Source organism: Stecheria intestinalis (assembly GCF_009696165.1).
Lineage (GTDB): Bacteria > Bacillota_I > Bacilli_A > Erysipelotrichales > Erysipelotrichaceae > Bulleidia > Bulleidia intestinalis.
Genome location: NZ_VUMN01000001.1, coordinates 1 through 24452, shown reverse-complemented (window position 1 = coordinate 24452; position 24452 = coordinate 1). Strand labels below are relative to the sequence as shown.

At 52.0% G+C, this 24452-nt stretch carries 23 protein-coding genes and 1 other annotated feature; of the genes, 2 read left to right on the top strand and 21 right to left on the bottom strand.

From position 1 onward, the window contains the following. The 19 genes from hisS to FYJ51_RS00025 all read right to left on the bottom strand — a co-directional run bounded on the left by hisS (position 1) and on the right by FYJ51_RS00025 (position 21428). Positions 1-1266, bottom strand: a complete 1266-nt coding sequence (gene hisS, locus FYJ51_RS00115) for a histidine--tRNA ligase (protein WP_154501962.1) — start codon at positions 1264-1266, stop codon at positions 1-3. A gap of 39 nt (positions 1267-1305) precedes the next feature. Continuing rightward, positions 1306-1516, bottom strand: a binding site (T-box leader). Positions 1517-1559: 43 nt separating this feature from the next. Continuing rightward, on the bottom strand, positions 1560-3770 hold the full coding sequence (locus FYJ51_RS00110; RefSeq protein WP_154501960.1) for a RelA/SpoT family protein: 2211 nt from the start codon (positions 3768-3770) through the stop codon (positions 1560-1562). Between the two features lie 77 nt (positions 3771-3847). After that, on the bottom strand, positions 3848-4369 hold the full coding sequence (locus FYJ51_RS00105; protein ID WP_167836617.1) for an adenine phosphoribosyltransferase: 522 nt from the start codon (positions 4367-4369) through the stop codon (positions 3848-3850). A gap of 76 nt (positions 4370-4445) precedes the next feature. Further along, positions 4446-6038: a single-stranded-DNA-specific exonuclease RecJ gene (locus FYJ51_RS00100; protein WP_205946076.1), complete on the bottom strand. Its 1593-nt coding sequence runs from the start codon at positions 6036-6038 to the stop codon at positions 4446-4448. Further along, the gene (murD, locus tag FYJ51_RS00095; RefSeq protein WP_154501956.1) at positions 6028-7335 is read right to left on the bottom strand and encodes a UDP-N-acetylmuramoyl-L-alanine--D-glutamate ligase; all 1308 of its coding nucleotides are present in this window, start codon (positions 7333-7335) and stop codon (positions 6028-6030) included. Before murD ends, FYJ51_RS00100 begins: the two co-directional genes overlap by 11 nt. After that, positions 7326-8702 carry a hypothetical protein gene (locus FYJ51_RS00090; protein WP_154501954.1) on the bottom strand — a complete coding sequence of 459 codons (1377 nt, stop codon included), beginning with the start codon at positions 8700-8702 and terminating at the stop codon, positions 7326-7328. The genes murD and FYJ51_RS00090 overlap by 10 nt, the downstream gene beginning before the upstream one ends. A gap of 27 nt (positions 8703-8729) precedes the next feature. Continuing rightward, positions 8730-9419 (bottom strand): HAD family hydrolase, encoded by a 690-nt coding sequence (locus FYJ51_RS00085; RefSeq protein WP_154501951.1) that lies wholly within the window; start codon positions 9417-9419, stop codon positions 8730-8732. Positions 9420-9476: 57 nt separating this feature from the next. Beyond that, positions 9477-11765: a protein translocase subunit SecD gene (gene secD / locus FYJ51_RS00080; protein ID WP_154501948.1), complete on the bottom strand. Its 2289-nt coding sequence runs from the start codon at positions 11763-11765 to the stop codon at positions 9477-9479. Between the two features lie 2 nt (positions 11766-11767). Then, positions 11768-12058 carry a post-transcriptional regulator gene (locus FYJ51_RS13415; RefSeq protein WP_105303576.1) on the bottom strand — a complete coding sequence of 97 codons (291 nt, stop codon included), beginning with the start codon at positions 12056-12058 and terminating at the stop codon, positions 11768-11770. Positions 12059-12215: 157 nt separating this feature from the next. Then, positions 12216-12890 carry an ABC transporter ATP-binding protein gene (locus FYJ51_RS00070; protein WP_105303575.1) on the bottom strand — a complete coding sequence of 225 codons (675 nt, stop codon included), beginning with the start codon at positions 12888-12890 and terminating at the stop codon, positions 12216-12218. Positions 12891-12900: 10 nt separating this feature from the next. Further along, entirely contained in the window at positions 12901-14466 is a 1566-nt protein-coding gene (locus tag FYJ51_RS00065; RefSeq protein ID WP_154501942.1) for an ABC transporter permease, read from the bottom strand. 238 nt (positions 14467-14704) lie between these two features. Next, positions 14705-15670: a phospho-N-acetylmuramoyl-pentapeptide-transferase gene (gene mraY / locus FYJ51_RS00060; RefSeq protein ID WP_154501939.1), complete on the bottom strand. Its 966-nt coding sequence runs from the start codon at positions 15668-15670 to the stop codon at positions 14705-14707. A gap of 63 nt (positions 15671-15733) precedes the next feature. Further along, on the bottom strand, positions 15734-17917 hold the full coding sequence (locus tag FYJ51_RS00055) for a penicillin-binding protein (protein ID WP_154501936.1): 2184 nt from the start codon (positions 17915-17917) through the stop codon (positions 15734-15736). 3 nt (positions 17918-17920) lie between these two features. After that, entirely contained in the window at positions 17921-18232 is a 312-nt protein-coding gene (gene ftsL / locus FYJ51_RS00050) for a cell division protein FtsL (RefSeq protein WP_105303572.1), read from the bottom strand. A gap of 7 nt (positions 18233-18239) precedes the next feature. Then, entirely contained in the window at positions 18240-19175 is a 936-nt protein-coding gene (rsmH, locus tag FYJ51_RS00045; RefSeq protein ID WP_154501933.1) for a 16S rRNA (cytosine(1402)-N(4))-methyltransferase RsmH, read from the bottom strand. Continuing rightward, positions 19175-19606 carry a division/cell wall cluster transcriptional repressor MraZ gene (gene mraZ / locus FYJ51_RS00040; RefSeq protein ID WP_154501930.1) on the bottom strand — a complete coding sequence of 144 codons (432 nt, stop codon included), beginning with the start codon at positions 19604-19606 and terminating at the stop codon, positions 19175-19177. The genes rsmH and mraZ overlap by 1 nt, the downstream gene beginning before the upstream one ends. A 158-nt stretch (positions 19607-19764) precedes the next feature. Beyond that, positions 19765-19956: a 50S ribosomal protein L32 gene (rpmF, locus tag FYJ51_RS00035; RefSeq protein WP_105303569.1), complete on the bottom strand. Its 192-nt coding sequence runs from the start codon at positions 19954-19956 to the stop codon at positions 19765-19767. Between the two features lie 17 nt (positions 19957-19973). Further along, positions 19974-20480: a YceD family protein gene (locus tag FYJ51_RS13840; protein WP_135358182.1), complete on the bottom strand. Its 507-nt coding sequence runs from the start codon at positions 20478-20480 to the stop codon at positions 19974-19976. Between the two features lie 75 nt (positions 20481-20555). After that, on the bottom strand, positions 20556-21428 hold the full coding sequence (locus FYJ51_RS00025) for an alpha/beta fold hydrolase (RefSeq protein ID WP_167836502.1): 873 nt from the start codon (positions 21426-21428) through the stop codon (positions 20556-20558). A 66-nt stretch (positions 21429-21494) separates the two neighbouring features. Here FYJ51_RS00025 and FYJ51_RS00020 point away from each other — a divergent pair, with 66 nt between their 5' ends. Next, complete coding sequence (locus FYJ51_RS00020) at positions 21495-22610, top strand: tRNA(Met) cytidine acetate ligase (RefSeq protein ID WP_205946075.1); 1116 nt, start codon at positions 21495-21497, stop codon at positions 22608-22610. On the opposite strand, the gene tagD is transcribed toward FYJ51_RS00020, so the two are convergent. Together tagD and FYJ51_RS00010 are read right to left on the bottom strand one after the other, a co-directional pair. After that, complete coding sequence (gene tagD / locus FYJ51_RS00015; protein ID WP_105303564.1) at positions 22611-23012, bottom strand: glycerol-3-phosphate cytidylyltransferase; 402 nt, start codon at positions 23010-23012, stop codon at positions 22611-22613. 117 nt (positions 23013-23129) lie between these two features. Next, positions 23130-23855, bottom strand: coding sequence for a YebC/PmpR family DNA-binding transcriptional regulator (locus FYJ51_RS00010; RefSeq protein ID WP_105303563.1), 726 nt, complete (start codon positions 23853-23855; stop codon positions 23130-23132). Between the two features lie 221 nt (positions 23856-24076). Between FYJ51_RS00010 and FYJ51_RS13895 the strand changes: the two genes are divergently transcribed. Continuing rightward, positions 24077-24452, top strand: a 376-nt coding sequence (locus FYJ51_RS13895) for a helix-turn-helix domain-containing protein (protein WP_154501924.1), incomplete at its 3' end; no start/stop codon positions are given.

The following is a 24452-nucleotide window of genomic DNA, read 5'->3' as shown; positions in this document are numbered from 1 at the left end:
TTATTTCCCTTCTTCCCACTGCTTCAGGATATCGATCGCCTGATCGAGGCGGACATTCACCTGTTCGCCGCCTGCTTTCTTCAGGTTGACGGTGCCGTTCTGAACTTCTTCTTCGCCCATGATAGCGATGTACTTCGCGCCGCTGCGATCCGCGCTCTTGAACTGCGCCTTGAGGGAACGGCCGACAAGATTTCCTTCGGTGACAAAGCCTGCCGTACGCAGCTGTTCAGCAAACGGCAGCACTGAGGAAGCAGTATTGCCGATGCCGATGACATAGACATCGGTCGTATTCTCATCCGGAAATACATGGCCTTCATCTGCAGCCAGAGACAGCAGACGCTCCATGCCGATCGCAAAGCCGATGCCGGACATCTCGGGTCCGCCGAAGTATTCGATCAGATGGTCATAGCGGCCGCCGGCGAAGATCGTCGACTGGGCGCCGGCATCCGGACGGACGGATTTGACTTCGAAGACCGTATGCGTGTAGTAGTCCAGGCCTCTTACCAGGCGGTCGTCAACTTCATACGGAATGCCAAGCGCATCCAGCGAAGCAAGCACTTCCTGGAAGTACTGTCTCGAGGCTTCGTTGAGATAGTCGCTGAGCCGCGGAGCACCTTTGAGAATCGGGCTTTCGGCATCCACCTTGCAGTCGAGAATTCTCAGCGGATTCTGTTCCAGGCGGCGGTGGCAATCGCTGCAGAGCTCATTGATATGCGGCGTAAAGTATTCCTTCAGAGCAGCCCGGTAGGCAGCTCTTGACTCATCATCGCCGAGTGTATTGATGCATACCTTCACAGAACGGATGCCGAGGGCTTTGACAATGTCAATGCCAAGGGCAATGCACTCCGCATCGAGCTGCGGAGAACGGACACCCAAGGCTTCGACGCCGAACTGCGTGAATTGTCTCTGTCTGCCCTTCTGCGGACGCTCATGGCGGAACATCGGTCCCATGTAATAGAACTTGGCCGGCATTTCCATCGAGCCGTAGAGCTTGTGCTGATCGAAGGCACGGATGACGCCTGCCGTTCCTTCCGGTCTCAGGGTATAGCTTTCGTCGCCGCTGCCGAAGCTGTACATCTCCTTGTTGACCATATCGGAGCTGTCGTTTTTGCGGGCAAAGACGGAGGTAGATTCGAAATAAGGCGTGCGAATCTCATGGTAGCGGTACAGACGGCATTTCTCGCGGATCAGGGCTTCGGCTTCATGCCAGCGGCTGATCTCATCAGGCAGAATGTCATACGTGCCTCTTGGAGTCTGATAATTCATGAATGGATCCTCCTTACAGAAAAATAAAAGCGTCCTTCAGATGAGGACGCTGGATTGCGCGGTACCACCTCGATTCATGAACCGGAAGGTTCATGCACTCATTGGTCCTTAACGCGGAATACGGAGCTCCTTACTGAGTTCGGGAGTCTTCTCGGAAGTGTCGTTTTCCTGTTTCGGGAACCATTCCTTTCACCAGCCGGAATGTCTCTGCCAGTCCTTCTTCAGGAAATTTCTTCGTCTAGGAATTTGTACGACTGCATTATACATGCGCAGATCGGGTTGGGCAAGCGTTTCTAGTGCACCGCCCGCTCGACAGAAATCACGCTTTCCACCTTGCGCAGATTTGCGATCAATGTGGTGAGCTGGGCAAGATTATGAACCTGGATCTTCAGCTTGATGAGGGTCATCAGGGTTTCCTGGTTGGCATCCGCACTGACCTTGATCAACGGTGCTCTTGATTGCGAGACAGCTGTCACGATATCCGTCAGCAGGAAGCTGCGGTCATGGGCAGAAATCGTCAGATCGCTGTCATAGACACGATCCGGATTCTCCTCGTCCCATTCGACATGCATGATGCGGGCTTTTTCCGAGGCGACATTCGGACAGTCGGCCCGATGGACTTTGACGCCCTCGCCTTTGGTCACGAAGCCGACAATGTCATCGCCATATACCGGCAGACAGCACTGGGCAATCGAAAGCTTCATGGCTTCGATGCCAGGAATGATGATGCCGGTACGAGTCTGGACGTGCTGCTTGCGGGAAGGTTCCCGGGAGAGCAGCTTCTGCATGGACTCGTTGTCATTCAGCGAGCGCTTCTGGTTTGTCAGCTTCTCGCAGACAGAGGTCGGGTTGATCGTCTTGACAGCTAAGCCGTACATCAGATCGGTATAAGTCTGGGCAGAGAACTGGTTCGAGATATTCTCGAGCTTCTTCTTGTCCATCCAGTCTTTCGGATCGAAGCCGCGCTTGCGCAGTTCATCGCTGAGCACTTTCTCGCCGGCATCGATCAGCTGCTCGCGCTTTTCGGTTTCCTTCTTGGCGAAGTAGGCTTTGATCTTCTGCTTAGCCTGATTCGTCTTGACGAATTTCAGCCAGTCTTCGGAAGGGCCGGTGCCCTTCATCGTCTTGATCTGAACGACATCGCCCGTATGCAGCTCGGTATTCAGCGGCACCATCGCATCATTGACGATCGCACCGACGGCGGTATGGCCGACATCGGTATGGATGCGGTAGGCAAAATCAATCGGGGTGGCGCCATTCGGAAGGTCAATGACCCTGCCCTTCGGCGTCATGACATAGACGTTTGCCTCAAAGACATCCTTCTGCAGGGTGGCCATGTATTCCGAAGCAGATTCGTTCTCGTTCTCACCGGTGAATACGGCGAAGTCGCGGAACCAGGAGAGCTTGTCTTCAATCTCTTTCTGCTCGGTCTTCGGATCGTATCTGGAGCCTTCCTTGTAGCGCCAGTGTGCGGCAACGCCTCGTTCAGCGATGGCATCCATCTCTTCGGTACGGATCTGCACCTCGAAGATCTTGCCTTCATCACCGATGATCGTCGTATGCAGGGACTGGTACATGTTCGTCTTCGGAACGGCGATATAATCCTTTAGCCTGCCCGGGATCGGCCGGTACTTTGCATGAATGTATCCGAGGATCTCATAGCAGTTGAGCTCAGTCTTCGTGACGATGCGGATCGCCAATAGATCGAGGATCTCATCGAAGCGCTTGTTGCGGATGACCATCTTGTGATAGATGGAGTACAGATGCTTGGAGCGGCCGAAGATGCGGAATTCCAGCCCATGTTCTTTCAGCATCGCCGAAATCTCGGCAATCATCTTCTGCACGGACGCATCGCGTTCGGTCTTCTTGGCCTCAACGAGATGCGCGATGCGGTAGTATTCTTCGCGGTTCAGGTAATAGAAGGAAAGATCTTCGAGTTCGTTCTTGATGGAACTGATACCAAGCCGGTGGGCAATCGGCGCATAGACATCGAGCGTTTCTGCGGCAATGCGCTGCTGGCTGGCTTCCGGCTGATATTCCAGCGTCCGCATATTATGGAGACGGTCGGCGAGCTTGATCAGGATGACGCGGACATCCTTGGCCATCGCAATGAAGATCTTGCGGTGATTGGCTGCCTGGTATTCCGGATCATCTTTGCCTTTGTATTCGAGGGTTCCGACTTTCGTGACGGCTTCCACGAGATCTGCGATCTCCGGATCGAATTCGGCGGCCAGTTCTTCTTTCGAGACGCCGGTATCTTCAATCGTATCGTGCAGGAAGCCTGCGGCAATGGTCTTCGGTCCGCATTTCAGCGTGGCCAGGATGTAGGCTACATTATTCAGATGAACGGTATAAGGTTCGCCGCTGCGCCGGAACTGGCCAGCATGGTGTTCTGCCGCATAGTTTGCCGCATGCTGGATCAGCGCCAGATTCTCCGGTTTATGAATATACTTCCCCGCTTCCTCCAGCACGTCGCTGACGCCTGCATTCTTGACTTCTGCCATTGACCCGCACCCCCTTTCTTTACAAAAAACCGAAGAGAAGAGCTCTTCGATTTTTCAGTGCATTCTTAAAAGCCAGATCAGTGATCGGAGAGATTCATGATGCGGAAGACATCATAATCCTTCAGTGTTTCTCTGCCAGGCAGACCATCCAGTTCGATGACGAATGCGCAGCCCGCAACGACGCCGCCCATCTGTTCTACCATCTGAGCAGTTGCTTTCGCAGTTCCGCCCGTAGCCAGTAAGTCGTCGATGATGACGACACGCTGTCCCGGCTTGATGCTGTCCTTGTTCATGAACAGCTCATTGGAACCATACTCCAGATCATACTTGCAGGAAATGGTCTCGCGCGGAAGCTTGCCCGGCTTGCGGACAACTGCGAATCCGACGCCCAGGCTGATCGCAACCGGGCAGCCGAAAATGAATCCGCGGCTTTCCGGACCGGCAATCATATCCGCATTCACGCTTTTTGCATAATCAGTCAGCTGACGTACTGCCTCCTGGAATGCCGGACCGTTTTCCAGAATCGGGGTTACGTCGCGAAACAGGATTCCCTTGGTCGGGAAATCAGGAATGCTGGCAATGTAGTCTTTCAGATCAATGGCCATGAATGTGTATCTCTCCTCCCTCATGTGAATATCGTTATTATACAACTTTCCGGTCTATGTCAAACAGGCGTTACTCAATGGCTTCCAGGTCCATCTGCACCCGGACCAGACTGCGCCAGCGATTGATCGAAAGCGGTCCTGCCGCAAAGACCGGAGACTCCGGAGCCGGAATCCCTTTCCGCGTGTACAGCACCCCGTCAAACCCGGTGCTGTCATTGCCGAACGAATACTTCACGACCTTCGGACTGCGGAACACATGCTCAGTCACAGGCCGCTGAATCGCAAAAACGGCAGGAACCATCTCCTTGGGATACGGAGACAGAAGCTTCAGATCCGCGACATGATCCAGCGTGATCAGATCCGATGGAATCAGCACTGCTTCCGGAACCGGTTCTTCATAGATGAACGAAGTCTCCTTCATCTTCTCCTTCACATGCCGGCAGAATGGTTCATACTGTTCTTCCGGAACCGAAAGCCCGACGGCCATCGCATGACCCCCGAAGGCAGAAAGCTCGCTGAAGTCGGAGAAGAAGTCGTACAGATTGAAGCCGGCAACGCTGCGGCCGCTGCCCTTGTAGAGATTGCCGCTTCTTGCCAGGATGACCGTCGGGTGATGCGTTTCCTGGGCGATTCTCCCCGCCACCAAGCCGCAGATACCTTCTTCAAACGACTCATCAAAGATCAGCTGGAAGTCTTCTTCATCCACCATCTTCTCTGCTTTCAGGCTCATCGAACGGGAACGGTTTCTGCGTTCTTCGTTGACCTGATTGAGCTGAGCAGCATAACGCAGGATCGTGTCCGGATTCCTGCTCAGCAGGAATGGCACGAGCGTATTCACATTCGAGATGTCATTCATCCTTCCGACACTGTTAAGCTTCGGGATGATCTGGAAGGAAAGCGAAGTCTCATCAAAGACAGAGCCCTCCCGAAGCAGTGCGGATGCCGAAGGCAGCGCATTCTGATTCAATAAGCGCATCCCTGCTTTCACGATCCGCCTCGTCTCTTTCCATAGCGGCATCACATCTGCAATTGCCGCAATTGCGGCAAGACAGGTATGAGGCGCATAGTCGCCGATCAGCGTCCTGGAAATCTGCAGGGCTACCCCGGCTCCGGAAAGCGTTGTATAATCCGGCTCCATGTAATCCGGATGGACGACAATCTCTGCCGGTACGGGATCCTGGATTTCATGGTGATCGGTGACGATGATGGATAATCCGAGTTTCTTTGCCTTGGCGATCGCATCAAATGCCCTGACGCCGTTATCGACGGTCAGGATCAGCGTATAACCCTTCTTCGCCGCAGCTTCCACCGTCGAGGCAGATAGGCCGTAGCCCTCCTTGAAGCGGTTGGGAATGTAGTAGCCATTGGGGATGCCTAGTTTGTCGAGCGTATCTTTCATGATCGCAGTGCTGCAGATGCCGTCGGCATCATAATCACCGCCGATGAATACTTTCTCGCCGGCTTTCTTTGCGGCAAGGATTCTGGCAGCAGCTTTCTGCACGCAGATCGCCGAAGAGACCGTCGGCGTATCAGAGCCGTGCAGCAGTTCTTCAATCTGTTCTTCTGAAAGCGAAGAAGAAGCGATCAGCGCTGCAACTAATGGCGAAGTCGGAAAGCGTTTTGTGATGGAAGCGAGATCCGGGGTGTGAAGGTTATAATTCATCCTTGGCCATCCTCGCAAATACATCGCCGCGCTCTTCAAAGTTCCTGAAATGATCATAGGAACTTGCGGCAGGAGACAGCAGGCAGATATGATGCGGGCGGGTTGCCGTTCTGGCAATTGCCATTGCCGAAGAAAGATCGTCAGTCAGCACCATATTGTCNGTCAGTCTGCCCTGTTCCTTCAGTTCTTCATAAATGCGCTTTCCGGTCGCATACATGAAGATGATATGAAGATCATTACGGGAAGCGAGATAGTCTTCCAGTTCCTGATATTCAATGCCGCGGTCCATTCCGCCGACAAGAACCGTATCGGTTTCCGGAAGCGTCTTCAGGGCCTGGATGCACGACTGGCCGATCGTCGAGATCGAGTCGTTCACATAGCGGATGCCATGAAATTCTCCGAGGTCCTCCAGCCGGTGATGCAGAGGCTGGAAATTTGCAGCCGCATGGAGGAACTGGCTGTCCGAGATGCCATAGCGAAGCCCGATCTCATAGGCCACCGCCAGATTCAGATAGTTATGCGAACCGATCAGACGGCAGTCGTTCACATCGATCTCATGTCCCGGGACAATGAGATGATTGCCTTCTGCCCGGATGTCTTTTCCGATCAGAATGGCATCCGCAACTTCCCTGCAGTACGGGAGATTCTGATTCAGGATCGTGAGATCGCCTTTCTGCTGGTGGCGGAAGATATTTGCCTTCGCGGCCCCGTAGCGTTCCAGGGTTCCATAGTGATCGAGATGTTCTTCAAACAGATTCAGATAGACTGCCGCATGCGGGCTGTACGGGCAGAATTCCAGCTGGTGGCAGGAAAGTTCAAATGCAGCGAGATCCCCTTCCTGCATGTCCGGAGTCACGTCGAAGCATGCTTTTCCGATATTGCCGACGAGATGCGTCCGGTACTTCTCAGATAATACTGCATGGACGAGGCTGGTCGTCGTGGACTTGCCTTTCGTGCCGGTGACGCCGATTACCTGATTGCGGTAATGCTTCAGAAACAGCTGGGCTTCGCCGGACAGATGTTCTTTCGGAAATCCTTCCGGAATGACGATGCCCGGGGATTTCAGAATCAGATCATACTCAGAGAAATCCACGGCAGCGTCTGAAAGGACTTCCGTATCTGACGTTTCCTTCCTGATATTTTCCAGACGGTCTTCGTTTCCGGAATCTGCGATCATCAGCTTCTGATCGGGAAGCAGGGACCGGATGAAAGCATAGGAAGACTTTCCTTCCATGCCATAGCCCCAGATCAGGACTTTCTTTCCTTCGAATTCAGCTTTCCAGGATTCTAATTCCATATGCGTTGTGCCTCATTGAGTTTTTCATGAATCAGTTCTGCATACTCTGCCGGCACCTGATTCTCACGGTTCCACATCTGATAGTCCAGCGTGCGATTGCGGAAAGATTCATAGTAGGATGTGCCCTTGTAATATTCGTAAAGCTTCGGCAGCGGCGTGCCGGAAGCCTCGTGATGGCGGATCGACATCGCGATCGCCACATTGACTTCTTCTCTTGTTCCGACGCATTCAAACGGCTTGTCATCGAGAATGCCGGTGAGCTGCTCGAAGAGATCCTGCATCGTTTCATCATTCAGCATGTCCGCATGGAAGATGTTCAGCAGGTCTTCGTCTTTCAGGAACGCACTCAGCATGATGCAGACGAACAGGCATTTCGCGCAGTGCCCGCACCATTTTTCTTCTTTCTGCCCGACATTGCAGGAGCGGAACACGGAATGGTACTGCTTCAGGGTTGCGAAGATGCTCGTGATCTGCAGTTCGGACAGCGGTCTCAGCAGACTGAAGTAGTGCACCTGATCCGTGACATACCTGGAAAGATACCGGGTAAAATTCTGCTCGAACTCAAACGTCTTCGAGTACTGATGGTTGACTTTCGAGCCATGGATGGTCGACTCATTGGCACTTGCCTCATTCGAGAGGCAGACATACTTCCGACCGTAGATCACTGCCGTCAGGCAGCTGGCAAATGCGGCCAGCGCGGAGAATGGCGTATGGCCATTCAGATAGCCCTGCTTGTTGAATTCCAGCATGCGCGGATCCAGCGAACGTTCCGCCTGGATCAGATGTACACCGGTGTAACCAGCTGCTTCGGCAGAGTGGATCGCCGAAGGAACCCGGCCGATGACGAACGCATCGTTATCTGCCTTCATGCCCTTCAGAAGCTCCAGGCTCACGAACGAATCCTTGCCTCCGCCGACTGGGATCAGATTGCCGTGATAGGTTCTTGGATCCTCTTCGCCGATTGCCCGTTCGCCGATGGCCGTTAGATCCATGAAATTCTCCTCGGTCAGATCAATGTGATTGCGGTAGAAGAATTCTCCGAGTCCGCAGTAATACAGATGCTTCCACCAAGCAATCTGCTTCTGATCGAGGAAGCCGCATTCCACGATCACCTGATGGCTGCAGGTCAGCTTCCAGTAGGAGATGAGCTCGATCATGCCGAGCGAGAAAGCCATCTCTCTTACTACCCTGAGATTGCCGGCATTCACGGAGCCTTCCGGCTTCTTCAGCGTGAACTCCGGATTGAAATGACTCAGTCCTTCGATTTCAAAATCAAAATGCACCTGCAGTTCCGTATCGCTCTCGATGATTGCAAAATCATGGTAGCAGAATACCGGATACTTCCCCTTCAGATCTTTCCATTCCATAAAACACTCCCCGCTGCGCTTCGAAAATTATATAGTTCTTTCCTGCGGCAGGCAATTCCCCTGCCTGCTCTGTTTCAGAAGATCAATCACCTGAGAAAGATCGCTGCACTGAAACTCCATAGCTTCCTTCATCTCTTCATCCGGAACGATCGTATCCGGAATGAAGCACCGGTGCATGCCTGCCCGCATGGCCGCCAGGATACCCTGCTTGGAATCTTCCAGAACCAGGCAGTGTTCCGGCGATACAGAAACAGCTGCTGCCCCTTTCAGGAAAATCTCCGGGTCCGGTTTGGCGTGAGACACCTGATTGCCGCCGATCAGCGCATCATAGGAAATCGGCTTCGACACCGTTGACAGCAGCGCCTTCACATAGTCCTCAGAGCTGCTGGAACAGATGGCAATTTGATACTTATGAGTTTCCAGATAGGAAACCAGTTCCAGCAGCCCCTTCTTGTTCAGGCAGTCTTTCTGGATATGACCCCAGAACGACAGATCGAAGCGGCGCTGGTAGATTTCCGGAAGATGTTCTTCCAGACCCGGAATCGAGCGCATATACGCATCGCTGTCATTTCTGGAAGCACCGGTGATCTTCAGAAAGAAGTCCGGCGGCAGCTTCACGCCGTATCGGTCCATGAGATTCTTCCACATCAGCTGGGAGACAATCTCCGTCTCGAACATCAGTCCGTCGCAATCAAATAGTACTGCCTGGATCTCCATAAACTCTGTCCTTTCTCAAAAACAGACAGCAGATTCTTCCGCTGTCCGTTGGATTCCTTATGCGTTGATTCCCTTGATCGTGTACTCGTCAAGCTTTTCTTTCTGTTCTTTCTTCGGCTTGCGGTTCTTCGGCTTATGATGCGTGCGGATGTAATACCAGACATCCGGAGCCAGGAACAGGGAAGAGAACGTTCCGGCGATCATGCCGATGAACATGGCAAACGTGAAGGTGAAGATCGAATCCGATCCGAAGATCAGAAGGAAGATGACCGGCAGCAGCGTCGTCAAGGAGCTGTAGACCGACATGCTCAGCGTCGAATCCAGAGACGTATCGATGACCCTGCGGTAGTCTTCCGGCTTCATATTGTTCTTCTCGCTCTTCATATTCTCGCGGACCCGGTCGAAGACGACGATCGAGTTATTGATCGAATAGCCGATGATCGTCAGGAGCACCGAGATAACTTCCGTATTCACTTCAAGCCGGAAGATCGCAAACACGGCCAGCGTGATCAGGACATCGTGAATCAGGGCGACCAGACATCCGATTGCGTAGTCCCATTCATAGCGGAACGCAATGTATGCAAGCATGGCGATCCAAGCGACGATCGTCAGAATGAAGGCATTGCGCACGAGTTCTCTGCCGACGACCGGAGTGACGACGTTGTCGCCAGGCTCTTCGCCGTACAGATCCTTGAACGCACTCTTGATCGATTCCAGATCCTCAGTGCTGAGAGAATCCTTCGTCGTCGCATAAACGGTCGTATCGCCTGCTTCCTGGTAGCTGAAGTTCGTATAGCCGAGGCTTTCCATCTCGGTCTGCACATCGCTGATCGTGACTGCCGATTCGCTCGTGATGGTCAGCTTCGTACCGGAAGAGAAGTCGATGCCGAGGTTCATGAAGCCATTGCCTTTTGCCGTGTTGACGATGCCGAAGACCAGAGCAACCGCAAGAATTGCAAGTGCCGTACGGATTTCATACTTGGCAAAGCTGAGATAATCCACGCCATGGAAGCGTCCGAAGTAGAACTGTTCCTGACCCTTCGTGATGTCCGGAATCTGATTCTTCTTCACGCCGAATGCCTGCGGCTTGTCGTCAAGGACACCGCTGTTCACCACGAGATTCAATAAGAATCTCGACAGAGCGACGTTGACGATCAGAGTCATGAACACAGTCACGATGAGCATCGTCGCAAATCCCTTGACGGCGCCATTGCCCCAGATATACATGATGAGACCGGCAAGCAGCGTCGTGAACTGCGCATCGAAGATTGCCGAGAAGGAAAGCTTCTGGCCTTCTGCAACCGAAGCACGTACGGAACGTCCCTTCCAGAGTTCCTGGCGGATGCGTTCATAGTTGATGATATTCGCATCTACGGTCATGCCGACGCCGAGCACCAGTGCGCCGATGCCAGGCAGCGTGAAGACTGCCCCCATCAGAGCATATACTCCGAATACTGTCCAGAGATAAGCCGCCAGCATGATCGAAGCGATGACGCCCGGAATGCGGTAGTTCCAGATCATGAAGATGATGACCGCAATGACGCCGATCAGTCCGGCAAATGCGGTTCTGGACAGGGCATCCTGGCCATATTCCGCACTGACCACGTTGGAGCTGATTTCCGTAAGCTTCACCGGCAGTGAGCCGGAGTTGATCAGATTGGCAAGCGTGGTAGCTTCCGTAGCGGTGAAGTTTCCTTCGATGATGCAGTCGCCGCTGATCGTGCTGTTGACGCTCGCAGCGCTGATGTACTTCGGCTCTTCTCCCTGGGCTGCTTTGGCAGCTTCGGTCTTGTAATCATCGCCATCTTCATAATCAAGCCAGATGACCATGATGTTGTCGCCGCTGCTCATCTTTGAGACGGTGCTCGTGATTTCGGCAAACTTTGATTCATCCGCGATCTTCAATGAGACGACCGGCTTGCCATCCTGATAGGCAAGTGATGCGCCGCCCTCCTGGATGATGGAAGAATCCGCCAGCAGGTTGTTATTCACATCACGGAATGTCAGATTGGCAGTCGTGCCGATCATCTCACGGGCACTTTCCTGATCTGCAACACCCGCCAGCTGAACCCGGATCCGGTTGTCTCCCTCTACGGTGATGACCGGTTCCGAGACCCCGAGCACATTGACACGCTTCTGAATGCTGTTGGTGACTGCGGTCATATCAACCGTTCCGCCATCTTCCAGCGGCGTGACTTCGTACAGGATCTCAAATCCTCCGACCAGATCCAGACCGAGATTCAGATGTTCCCGGATCACGCCGAAAGTACTGCCGATCAGCACGGCAATGACTGCCAGGACCGCCCAGAACCCGGCCAGACCTTTCTTTTTCTTCTTTGATTCCATGACTACTTTCCTCCAATTACATCTGCGAAGTCAGACAGCTTTCCGCGTCTTCCTTCAAACAGTGCCTTCCTTGACATATAATGCACGATATCATCAGCAGTGACTCTCAGGATCTGATCAGCCGCGTCATGAAGCGAAGAAGGAAGCTTGTCCTTCCAGAGCTTCTCACTGACATATTCTTCCAGGCATCCATAGGTCAAGGTCGGCAGGACTTCCCTCTGAAGCTGCTGCAGCTTGACTACCAGGATCATCTGTACCTGCGTATTATTGATATCAAACTGCTCACTTTTCATGAAATGTCCTATCTCCCTGTGCAACCTGTATATTATACCGGAAAAGCACCGTTTGGTAGAAATAATTGAAACCACCCGCTCAGAACACTCAGAACCGCATGCCGCACACAAAGACCCCGAAAAAAAGCCGGACCTCAAAATGAGATCCAGCATCCGTTCAGAGATCCTGCAGCACGCCATTCTTCAGAAGCACCCGATGATCACTGAGCTTGGATACTTCATTGGAATGCGTTACTGCGATAATCGTCTTTCCGTATTTCTCGCTGAGCATCTGGAACAGCTTGATGATTTCCTGTTCTGTTTCCGTATCCAGGTTTCCAGTCGGCTCATCGGCGAAGATCAGATCCACGTTTGCGGCAATGGCTCTGGCAATTGCGATACGCTGCTGCTCGCCGCCGGAGAGATGCGTCACCAGACGATCTGCCTTCGTATTGGCAATGCCAACCATGTTCAGCAAGGCATATGCCATGTCTTTATGGTTCCCCGGAATATCATTATCCGTCTCCGTCATCGCTACCAGGATATTCTCAAGACCCGTGAGATACGTAATCAGGTTATAGGACTGAAAAACCACCCCGATCTTGTTTCGGCGGTACTGGTAGAGTCCCATCTGATCGATGTCTTCATCCTGATAGTACACATGCCCGCTTTCCTGCTTATCCAGGCCAGCCATAATTGATAGCAGAGTGGTCTTTCCGGATCCGGAAGGACCAAGAATCGTATAGAACGTTCCTTCTTCAAAGCTGTAGGAGAGGTGTTTCAGAATCTCACGCTTATAGCCGCCGTCAATGTAGCCATAGCAGAGATCTTCCAGTTTCAGTATCGCTGACATAAATACCTCCTCAGTTCTGTTCCAGCAGAATCTGTTTCGGATTGAGACGCATGATCATGAAGGAAGGAATGATGATGGCAATCAACACCACACCCGTTCCAAGCATATAGATCTTTCCGATCAGAAGCGGCGATACCGACACATGATACTGGGACAGCAGATCTTCCTGCGTTACTTCCGTGAAGTAGTCGACATCCCCGCTGAAATAGTAGCCCATATCATCGTCATCACTTGCATACTGCGCATCATTTGCCGTCTGATAGCTGAGCACCCTGTCCCCCACTTTCCCGGCAAGCAGGGATCCCGAAACCGACGCAAGTGCAAAGCCCACGATCGCAATCAGGAACAATTCTGCAAACAACTGCAGCACTACCTTAAATTTCGATACGCCCATCGAAAGCAGCACGCCGATCTCAAATTCCCGTGTCTTCAGTGTCAGTGCAGTCACCAGGGTGATGATCACCACCGCATTGACCACGACAATCCATACCACGATGTCCGAGAAGAAACTCAGTGTATCCAGCGGTCTGGACAATTTCCTGAACTGTTCATTGTTCGCATTGAGCAGCGTATAGGAGGTCAGAGCACCGCTATGATCTTCCACAAACTGATCCACATGCAAAGGATCATCCAGCAGATAGACCACAGAAGTAGGCGTCTCTTCAAACGAGGACAGAACTTCCTCCAGGGTCGTATCTTCAAAGTACTCCGGATGAATCCGATAGACCGTGGAGACATATTGTTTTATGTATTCGGTATAAGCATTCATCGGAATAAGAATGATATTCTTCGGCGACTCATACGGATACATCCACTGATAGTATTCGGAAGAAGGATCCACATCATTTGCCGTGGTATAGATTCCGGCAATCTCCAGTTCCATATCCAGGTCTTCTTGTGCTGCCCCATTTGCCAGAGCATCACGTTTCGTATCATCATCCAGTGTGGAAACAGAAATCGTATCCCCGACATGAAGCGCATTCTGATCGGCCAGTTCCTGCGTGATGACAGCGACGTTCTTCGCGTCATCGATATCACTCTGCGTGAACATGGAACCGGAAACGATCTGGAACGTCCCTTCCGCAAACTCAATCAGATTCGGATACTTGATGGCATAGATCATGAGATTCGGATTCCGGTATGTAACCTCATTGCCATTCTCATCGGTATAAGTCGTCATATCGGAGCGATTTTCTTCATTGCCGACCGGCACATTATCAAACCCATTGCTGTAGGCAATCGAGGTGGTCATGTAATTGAATGCAGTTACCCGCTCATCCTTGGCAAATTCCTGGGCAGCAGCAGGATCAATCTGCGGGTAGTTCTCATAGGCCGCATTGATCTCATCCTGATCCGTGAGCGTATTGATATAGCTGTAATAGCCATCGTAATCCACCTCATAGCTCACTGCTGCCCGCATCGACTTCCGGGTCAATGTCTTGGCATTGTCTGCAGCCTCAGAGATTCCAAGTCCCAGAATCACCAGATTGCCGATCAGAAAAAACGTAATCATCAGAAGAATGGTTTTGGCAGGTCTGCGCCGGACATAGGCCCAGGCACGTTTCAGTGCATTCATAAAGCCCCCTTCTCTATTGTGGATGGTGTTCAACTGCCATGGATGCTGGCATGTTTCCGGATGCTCTGAAATTGCCAGTCAGAGATCCGGAAATGACGGCTTGTTCGCTTTCAGTATAAAAAAGAACCGTCATTCCTGCAATGAGGCTGACGGTTCTCTCTTCGCTCAGAGATGAGAATAATGGCTTAATGATGCGGTTTCAGAAATAATCCTTCAGAAATTCCTAAGAATGCATGGATCAGTTCAGGCCAACCCATAGACCTGCAAGCATGAACAGGAATGCGGCCAGCCAGAACAGATGGACGACCTGACGTTCGCCCATGCCCTTGATCACAAAGGCATAGTGAATCGGCGTATACGGGAATACTTTCTTATGACGGAGCTTCACGCTGGAAATCTGGATGATGACGCAGAGCGTCTCAATCACGAAGACGCCGCCGATCACGATCAAGGCCAGTTCTTTCTTCGTGACCATGGCCAATGCGGCAAGCACTGCGCCTAAGGCAAGACTGCCGGTGTCGCCCATGAAGATTCTGGCCGGCTTCACATTGTAGTGAAGATAGCCAAGCAGTGCGCCTTCCAGTGCGCAGATGAACGTAGCCAGCGTGAACTTCGACTGCTGCAGGCAGAAAACCAGGAACGGAATCAGAGAGAATACCATGCAGCCAGCAGCCAGACCATCCATGCCATCGGTCAGATTGACGGCGTTGGATGCACCAGCAAACATGAACAGAATCAGCAGACCATAGAACCCGCCGAGCACCCAGGCATGATCCGTGAACGGAATATGGACCGCAAGGTCCGCGTTATTCCGGTAGATCACGTAGAACACGATGGCCATGAAGATCTGCATGCCGAATTTCTGCCATGGCTTGAGGCCGTCGTTGTTATGCTTGATGACAATCAGGAAGTCATCGATGAAACCGATCAGACCATACATCAGAAAGGTCATGAACACGATCGTATTCTCCAGTGCAAATGCCCCTTTCGGATCGAATAGAATCGTCACGAGAATCGGAATCACGATGAACAGCACGCCGCCCATGATCGGCGTCTTTGCTTTTTCCTTATATTCTTCCAGACTGTATTCGCTCACAGTCTGGTTGAAACTGAGCTTTTTCAGATAATCGATCCAGTGCGGCATCAGGATCAGCACGGCTGCCAGGCTGATTGCCCAAGCCAGAAGAAGTTTCAGTGCTATCATCGTTTTCCCCTTATCTTATCTGCAGATATCGCTGTTAAAACGGGACCATTATAACTCCCGGAATCAGCCGAACTCAACTTCTATTTCGGTACCCTTGGTCACAGTCGTGCCGGCAGCGATATTCTGGCTCGTCACAACGCCTTCGCCTTTCAGGCGGAAGCCGAACTGAGTGACCTGCCAGAGGGCCGCGACGTCTTTTCTTGTCCAGCCGGTCAGGTCAGGCATCGTGAAGCTGTTCGTATCGGTGACTAAGAACACGCGTTCGCCATTGCTGAGTGATTCGCCTTCTTCCGGATACTGAGCGATCACGGAATCGCCATTGCCTAGCGTATACAGCGTGATATCCAGTCCGTTCAGCTTCTCATCTGCATAGCTCAGAGAATGGTTGACGAGATTTGGCATCGTTCCGGATACGAGAACCGCATCGCCGTCTCCGGCAGAAGATTCAGAAGAGCTGCCTGCGGAGGTATTGCTTGCAAAGCCAAGTTCAATGGCCGTTCTGCTGAGCAGGTTCTTCACGGCATCGGTCTTGTAATGGGCATCATGGTTGTATGGTGCTTCAAAGCAATAGTAGACAAGGACCTGCGGATTGTCTGCAGGCATGGCGCTCATCAGAGAAGCAATCGTATAGCCGGACAGGTAGTTTCCGTTGGAAGCGACCTGCGTGGTTCCGGTCTTGCCGATGATTTCTGTTTCATCGATCTTATAATATTTTGCCGTGCCGTACGTATCGTTATTGACAACCTGATACAGCAGGGCCTGCATCTGCTTAGCGGTGTCTTCGGTGATCGGGGTTCCGGTGACTTTCGTGGATGCCTGGTAGAGAACCTTGTTGCTGTCATAGCCATCGCGGATGGATTCGATGTAATACGGCCGCTTCATTGTGCCGTCGCCGAAGATGGCGCTGTATGCCTGCAGCATCTGCAGCATGGTCACGGTAGAGCCCTGGCCGTAGGAAAGCGAGATCTTGTCGCCTGGCCATGTAAACTGCAGATAGCCGGATTCTTCCGGCATGCCATCGGAGCGGACCGGCTGGAAGAAGCCGAACTTCTTCTCGTATTCCAGCAGGATATCCGGCGTGATCAGCGAGGTTTCAATGGTTGCGGCAGCGACGTTGCTGGACAGCATCAGGCCCTGGTCATAGGTGATCCAGCCCCAGTTGTTGCCGGAAGCGTTCGTGATGACAAAGTCCTTATGATAGTCAACCCGGTATGGGTTCCGGTTTTCATCCCAGTCGTAATAGAACGGGCCGGAATACAGCGTATCTTCGCCATTGTAGACGCCTTCATTGATGGCTGCCGACCAGGTGATGCCTTTGAGCGTAGAGCCTGGTTCGTACGGAAGCTGAGAACCGTAGTTGTTGTAATCGGTGATATCGAGCGTATTCGGGTCAAAGGATGGATACTGGCCCCAGGCAAGGATCTTCCCGGTGGAGATTTCCATGACGGCACCCCAGATGCGGATCGCGCCGAATGTGTCTTCCGTCATCTGGAACGAATCTTCCAGGGCCTGCTGAATGGAGACATTCAGAGTTGTATAGACATCATTGCCATTGACGGCAGCCTGGGTATCTTCTTTCATGCCGGGCAGTATATAGCCGTTCTTATCTGCCTGATACGTGCGATAGCCATCGGTTCCGGTGAGGTAGGAGTTCAGGTAGAGCTCTGCTCCCATCTTGCCGACGACGGATCCGTTTTCATCAGACTGCGCAAAGCCGATCAGATTCGAGGCAAACTGGCCGAGCGGATAAACCCGCTTGATGGAATTCGTGAATTCGATGCCAGGCAGGTTCAATGCTTCGATTTCATCCTTCACGGATTCGGAGAGATTTCTGCCCGCCGTTCCGAGTTCGGTCTGATAGACGTCCTGATTCAGGTAATTCAGGCACGTATCGTAATCGATCTTCAGAATCTTCGAAAGCTGTTCTGCCGTTCCTTCCTTGTCCTGAACATAGCTGATCGTATCGCCGACCGACGGACGGCTGGAATCGAGGATGCAGATGATGTTGTAGGTGCGGCTGTCCTCGGCAATCACGGTGCCGTCAGAAGCATAGATATTGCCGCGCATGGCTTTGGTGACCTCGGTGCGCAGATTATCCGAATCAGCATAAGCGGAAAGATCCGTGCCGGAGCGGAGATGTTTTTTCTCGATAGCAACGAAAAAAACATCGGCTGCGAGCAGAATCATCACAGCCAATGCCAGCAGAAATATGCTTCGCACCGCCCGATCTCCGCGGTTTTTTTTCATTCGTCAGTCTCCGCTGTCACCCTGCTTCGTGATCGTGACGATGTTGTCCTGGTTCAGGGACAGTCCGTCTTCCTCGGCAATCGAGGAAACACGATCCTTGCTGTTAAGGGTATTCACTTCTACCGCAACGGCCTCATTCTGAGTTTCCAGCGTCGAGATCTTCGTTTCGAGCTCCTGGCACTGAGTGCTGAGGCTGTTGTTGAAAGAGCGCAGAAATAATGCGCTTACGAGATAGCATATCACAGATATCATGAAGCAGAAGAACGTAAAGTTCACCAGCTTCAGACTCTTCTTTTTTCTCTTGCGTGCTGCCATAGTTCATTTACCCCGTTTTCCGTTCAATGCCCCTCAGCCTGGCGCTGTGCGAGCGGTGATTTTCTTCAAGCTCTTCTTCGGATGCAGTGATCGCGTGCCTGGTAAGAAGTACAAAGGAGGCCTGCTCCAGTTCAGATTCCTTCAGCGGAAGCTTCGGGTCTCTGAATGGAGCAGAGGATAAGCTTCTGAAACAGTTCTTGACCATGCGGTCTTCGAGCGACTGGAAGGTGATGACGGCGCAGCGTCCGCCCGGATTCAATAGATCGCAGGCTTTGCGAAGTCCTTGCTCAAGCGAATCGAGTTCGTGATTGACTTCAATGCGCAGTGCCTGGAAGGTCTGTTTAGCAGGGTGTCCCTTCTTCCGCAGCACCTTTTCCGGAAGTGCGGATTTAATGACCTCTACCAGCTGCAATGTTGTCTCGATCGGTGCTTCTGCCCTTGCGCGCTCGATGGCACGGGCAATCTGCTTTGCATTCCTCTCTTCTCCATACCGGAACAGAATCCGGCACAGATCTTCATAGGAATACGTATTGACCACTTCATAGGCAGAAAGGCTCTGGCTCTGATCCATGCGCATATCCAGCTTCGCATCGAAGCGGTAGCTGAAGCCGCGAGAAGGATCATCGAACTGCGGGCTGCTGACCCCGAGGTCCATCATGACCCCATCGACTCCGGTCACGCCGTACTCGGAAAGACGTTCCTTCATGGTGCTGAAGTTGTCGTGGATCATCGTGACCTTGTCCATGTCCCCTGCAAGCACCTTGCGGCTTTCTTCGATCGCAGTCTCATCGCGGTCAAATGCATACAGATGACCGGTCGTGAGCTTGGACAGCAGCAGTTTGGAATGTCCGCCTCTTCCCAGGGTGCCATCCACATAGATGCCATCCGGTCTGACCTTCAGAAGATCGACAGTTTCATGCAGCAGCACACTCTTGTGTTCCATCACTTCAGGTACTCCGTCAGCGACTCTGCCAAATCATCGAAGTTCTCTGCCGTATCGGCGTTGTACTTCTGCCAGCGCTCTTCGCTCCAGATTTCAACGTAATCGTTTGCCCCGATGATCACGCAGGAATGATTAATCCCTGCATAAGTGACCAGGTTCTGCGGCAGCTGGATTCTTCCCTGGCTGTCACAGGAGCATTCGGCGGCACCACTCGTCATGAAGCGAATATACTGGCGGGCTGCACGGTTCGTGGTCGGCAAGCCGTCCAGCTGTTTCTGAACCTTGTCCCATTCATGGCCGGTATAGATGGTCAGACATCCATCCAGCCCTTTGGTGACAACGAAAGTATCCCCTAGTTCCTCGCGGAGGCGGGACGGAATGATGAGCCGGTTTTTCGCATCGAGACTATGCTGGTATTCACCGATGAACATCAGGCTCTACTTCCCTCCACTTTCTGATACTTTCTACCACAAGTCTACCACAGGAGGACCGTTTTACAAGAATCTCTCTTAAGAAAAACTTAAGAAACAGCAAAAAAAACCATCTCCATGAAGGAAATGGTTTCAGAAAATCCGGACTTCTCTGTTTCTTATGCCTGTTCTTCAGCCGGCTGTGCGGTCTTCTTCGCATCGCCGACGGAACCGCAGACCGGGCAAGCATGATGCGGCTGCTTATATGCACCGCAGACCGGGCATTTAACCAGAGTCGGAGCAGCGAGCTTATAATGCGTTCTTCTCTTATCTCTTCTGGTCTTGGAATTTCTTCTCTGCTGTACTGCCATCTGTCTGACACCTCCTGTTATTCTTTACCGTAATCTCTGAGCTTTGCCAGACGCGGATCACCCTTCTCTGCCTGACTCTTCTCGAACTCCTCTTCGGAAATCACCCGCCAGCCATCGCCGCTCGGATAATCTTCAGGAGAGGCCTCCGTCACCTGCAGCGGCACTTCGGAGAGGATCTCTTCGATCACGACCGGAAGCAGCTCGATGACTTCATCCTTAACGACCCAGACGTCATCTTCATCAGTGTCTTCAAATGCGAAGACCTGTTCTCGTTCCGTCTCGAAGGGGCATTCAATCTCCAGACCGGTCACTGCATCCGGGAGACACATGATGCCATGAATCTCCATCTTCACATAGAACCGTTCTGAAGCTTCCTGATACAGCCCAGTTCCGGATACCCGGACATCCTTGACTCCATTGATGCGGGAATTGGATGCGAATACTTCCGGGTCAATCTCAACAGCTTCATCAAAGCGAATCTCTTCAGATGAAGAACCGCTCAGCATAGACCTCGTCCACTTCACCGCCAGGGCCTCCTTCGCTCGTTAACGCCACAATTATAGCAGACCATGAAACAAAGTCAATGCACGTTTTCAGGCTCAGCAATGCTCGTCCAGCCAGTTCCCGACGGCCTCAAATACCTGCATGCGATCGGTTTCGTTCAGAATCTCATGACGCATGTTCGGCCATAGTTTAGCATCTACATCCTGATAGCCTGCTCTGCGTAGGGTGGAAATGCTGTCATTGAAGCCTTCATCTCCTCCGCGGCACGGATCGCCTTCGCCGCTGATGAACCAGATCGGAAGATCCGGCTTCGTGACATGATACCCGGAGACATTGTGCATGCGCTTCATCAGTTCCATCTCATCGAGATAGCCCTGGATCGTGAACGGGAAACCGCACAGCGGATCAGCCAGATAAGCATCCACATTTGCCGTGTTGCAGGACAGCCAGTCAGACTGGGTGCGGGGATTCTTGACACACTTGTTGAACGATCCTGTCACTGCCTGATCCATGAAGCGGGAGTGTCCCTTCTTTCCCTTGAAGAAGCGGATCACCTTTCCGGCAGCGATGCCGCCGTCTGCGGCTTTCTGCCAGCATGGTGCGCCCGAGAGAATCAGGCCGTCCAGTTCCTGATCATGATCCTGCAGCAGGCAGCGGGAAATCATCGTGCCCATCGAATGTCCGAAGAGGAAGAGCGGAACATCCGGGAATGTTTCCCTGGCCTCGCGAAGGCGGTCGACCGCACTGTCAATCAGCATATCCGCACCGCCGCTTTCTTTGAACCACCCGAGTTCTTCGGCGTGTTCGCCATGTCCAGGCAGGTCATACGTAACTGCGCCATAGCCCCGATTCTTCAGGTATTCGGCAAAGTCCCGGTAGCGCTTCTGGTGCTCGCTCATGCCGTGAACGATGGCAACTGCACCTTTTACCTCCCCTTCCGGACGGTAAATCGTATCAAATGAATTCATATTATGGAAATTCCTTTCGCTGAGTTCAGTATAATACAATTCGAAAGACGAGGGATCAGACAGATTATGACAAGTGTTCTGGCCATAGCTGCAGAATATAATCCGTTCCACAAGGGACATCAGTATCAGATTGAAGAAGCAAGAAAGAAGACAAACTGCGATGTCGTGATGGCAGTCATGAGCGGCAACTGGGTGCAGCGCGGTGAGCCGGCGATCCTGGATCAGTTTGCAAGAGCAGAAGCTGCGGTCCGGGGCGGGGTGGATCTGGTGGCGGAGCTTCCTTATATTTATGCGACTCAGAGTGCCACGGGCTTTGCCCATGGCGCAGTTTCGGTCATGAAGGCGGCGGGCGTGAACTATATCAGCTTCGGCAGCGAGTGCGGCAATCTCGAAAATCTCAAAGAAATTGCAGAGACTCCGGTAAATCCGGATCATCTGCATCAGTCCATGGATACAGGCATGAGTTTCCCGAGGGCTTACAGTCTATTGACTACAAGCATGCGTCCGAATGATATCCTTGCGGTCTCCTACCTCAAGGAAATTGCCGGTACGGCGATTGAGCCGGTTCTGATTCCGCGCACGACTTCCTATCTGGATCCGGAGCTTCATGAGACCAGCAGTGCGCTCGCCATCCGGACTGCATTGAAGGAAGGAAAAGATCTCGGAGAAACAACGCCGATGAAAGAAGCATTGCTGAATGGGCATCGTGTCTATATGGAACAGTTCTACCCATATCTCAGAACGTTCCTGCTGACGAGCAGACCGGAACGGCTTGCCGAGTTCTTCCTGTTCCGGGAAGGAATTGAGAATCATCTGATTGCCAACGCAAAGAAGGAAAGCACCTGGGATGGCTTCCTTTCGGCATGCGTGAATTACCGTTATACGVCCGGACGGATCCGCAGGACATGTCTTTCCGCAATGATGCAGTTGGAGAAGAAGGAAGTAAACGCCCTTCCTCCTTATGACACCATCCGTGTCCTGGCATTCAATGACAGGGGACGGCAGTATCTCCATGACATGCGCAAAAGCGGCGTGAGATTTGCCAGCCGCTTTGCGGATGTCCCCTATCCGTACCGGGAGATGGAGTACCGTGCATGTCTGCTTTATACTTCAGTGCTTCCGGAAAAAGAACGCACCCGCATTCTCAGAGAAGAGATTGCAGGTGCTCATTATGTGAAATGATTAGCCCTTTCTGCCTAACAATTCCAGATCATGCTTGATCTTGGTGGTGGAGATGCCTTCGGTGCGAGGGAGATACACAACTCGGCAGAGATCGGAGAGATCGTCGAACTTTCCTTTCCAGTCATCGCCCATCACGAAGATGTCTGCCTGGTATTTCACGATATCGGACCGTTTCTGTTCCCAGGTTTCTTCCGGGATCACGAGATCGACATAGCGGATGGCTTCAAGCATTGCTTTCCGTTCTTCATAAGGATGGTAGGCTTGCTTGCCTTTTCCGGCATTGAATTCATCTGTGGAGAGACCGACGATCAGATAGTCGCCGAGGGATTTTGCCCGCTGCAATAGACGGATATGTCCCCAATGCAGCAGGTCATAAGTTCCATAAGTAATTACACGTATCATGGCTCCAGTATAGCAGAATCAGAAACCCGGGCAACCCAATTACTCCGGTCCTGAAGGGCCGTGGTTTCAGATCGAATGAATAGTCAAATGAAAACCCGGCAGATGCCGGGGTTTGCTTCAGCCTTCCTGTACGTTGGAATAGACTTTGTTGACATCATCGATGTCATTGAGTGTATCCATGAGCTTCTGGAATGCGGCCTTGTCTTCGTCGGAGTCCAGAGTGACCCATTCATTCGGATACATCGTCACTTCGCAGGTAGAGAATTCCACATTCGGAAGAAGCTTCTCGATTGCGTCCTGAGCTTTGCCGAAGTCCTGGAATGAGGTCTTGACCTGCATGATGCCGTCTTCAACGCTGATGTCCTTGAGATCTACGTCTGCATCCATCATGGCTTCCATCATCTTGTCTTCGTCTTCATAAGGGAATTCGAAGAGGCCGATCTGCTCATAGCCGAAGGAAACAGAACCTGCATTAGCGATCTTGGAGCCCTTGCAGCGGTTGAATGCGGTCTTCACTTCAGTATAAGAACGGTTTGTGTTGTCGGTGAGGCAGTCGATGATGACGGTGCTTGCGCCAGGACCGAATCCTTCATAACGGCACTCCGTATAGTTCTCGTCTGTACCGCCCTTTGCTTTCTCGATTGCTCTCTTGATGACGTCTGCCGGTACCTGGTTGGACTTTGCTTCCTTGATTTTTCTTGCCAGAGCAAGGTTCATATCAGGGTCAGGCACGCCGGATTTTGCTGCAATATAAAGTTCCTTTCCGAAGCGAGAATACAGCTTGGACTTTGCAGCAGCTGTTTTAGCCATTGAGGCTGCGCGCACTTCATGTGCTCTTCCCATATAATCAATACCACCCTTCAGTTTTCCTAGAGAAATACCTGTGACATTATAGCAAAGACCTCCATTGATGAAAAGAAAAAATGCTTATTCATCAGTGATTACTCAATTGCAGAAGTGAACGCAAGGGATCTGTTGCATTAACTTAATCGAAACAGAAACCATGATGCTGTTGCAATCAGTTGCTTTGATTCCGAATAATGATTTCAGGTCAGGTATAGCCGATGAAAGAACTAGGAGGAACTTTCATCATGACTGCTTTTTCTAAGCTGGATCTTAATAAAAGAATGCAGATCCAATCATTTCTTTCAGAAGGATTATCTCTTTCTGCCATCGCTCGTAAGATTGGTGTTACCACTTCTACCGTTTCAAGAGAGATCAGGCATTTCCGAGTTGAAGATGGCCGCCCTGGACGTTTCAGCAGGAACAGCTGTGCGTTTCGCAAAGAATGCAAGCGTTGCAATCTCTGCGCAGCAATGGAAACCACATGCCGAAGAAGAGGGAAATCCTGTGCTCACTGCAGATCGATCAACTGCAATACCGTCTGCAAGGATTACAGAAAAGAAGTATGCCCCAAACCGGATCGCCCTCCTTATGTGT

Bases quoted from the DNA above. Each gene is read 5' to 3' on its own strand.
- FYJ51_RS00055 (WP_154501936.1), bottom strand. From the start codon at position 17,917: ATGAAAAAAAACCGCGGAGATCGGGCGGTGCGAAGCATATTTCTGCTG.
- FYJ51_RS00025 (WP_167836502.1), bottom strand. From the start codon at position 21,428: ATGAATTCATTTGATACGATTTACCGTCCGGAAGGGGAGGTAAAAGGT.
- FYJ51_RS00090 (WP_154501954.1), bottom strand. From the start codon at position 8,702: ATGGAATGGAAAGATCTGAAGGGGAAGTATCCGGTATTCTGCTACCAT.
- secD (WP_154501948.1), bottom strand. From the start codon at position 11,765: ATGGAATCAAAGAAGAAAAAGAAAGGTCTGGCCGGGTTCTGGGCGGTC.
- tagD (WP_105303564.1), bottom strand. From the start codon at position 23,012: ATGATACGTGTAATTACTTATGGAACTTATGACCTGCTGCATTGGGGA.
- FYJ51_RS00100 (WP_205946076.1), bottom strand. From the start codon at position 6,038: ATGAATTATAACCTTCACACCCCGGATCTCGCTTCCATCACAAAACGC.
- FYJ51_RS00070 (WP_105303575.1), bottom strand. From the start codon at position 12,890: ATGTCAGCGATACTGAAACTGGAAGATCTCTGCTATGGCTACATTGAC.
- FYJ51_RS13415 (WP_105303576.1), bottom strand. From the start codon at position 12,058: ATGAAAAGTGAGCAGTTTGATATCAATAATACGCAGGTACAGATGATC.
- mraY (WP_154501939.1), bottom strand. From the start codon at position 15,670: ATGATAGCACTGAAACTTCTTCTGGCTTGGGCAATCAGCCTGGCAGCC.
- FYJ51_RS00065 (WP_154501942.1), bottom strand. From the start codon at position 14,466: ATGAATGCACTGAAACGTGCCTGGGCCTATGTCCGGCGCAGACCTGCC.
- rsmH (WP_154501933.1), bottom strand. From the start codon at position 19,175: ATGGAACACAAGAGTGTGCTGCTGCATGAAACTGTCGATCTTCTGAAG.
- ftsL (WP_105303572.1), bottom strand. From the start codon at position 18,232: ATGGCAGCACGCAAGAGAAAAAAGAAGAGTCTGAAGCTGGTGAACTTT.
- FYJ51_RS00110 (WP_154501960.1), bottom strand. From the start codon at position 3,770: ATGGCAGAAGTCAAGAATGCAGGCGTCAGCGACGTGCTGGAGGAAGCG.
- hisS (WP_154501962.1), bottom strand. From the start codon at position 1,266: ATGAATTATCAGACTCCAAGAGGCACGTATGACATTCTGCCTGATGAG.
- mraZ (WP_154501930.1), bottom strand. From the start codon at position 19,606: ATGTTCATCGGTGAATACCAGCATAGTCTCGATGCGAAAAACCGGCTC.
- rpmF (WP_105303569.1), bottom strand. From the start codon at position 19,956: ATGGCAGTACAGCAGAGAAGAAATTCCAAGACCAGAAGAGATAAGAGA.
- FYJ51_RS00085 (WP_154501951.1), bottom strand. From the start codon at position 9,419: ATGGAGATCCAGGCAGTACTATTTGATTGCGACGGACTGATGTTCGAG.
- FYJ51_RS00010 (WP_105303563.1), bottom strand. From the start codon at position 23,855: ATGGGAAGAGCACATGAAGTGCGCGCAGCCTCAATGGCTAAAACAGCT.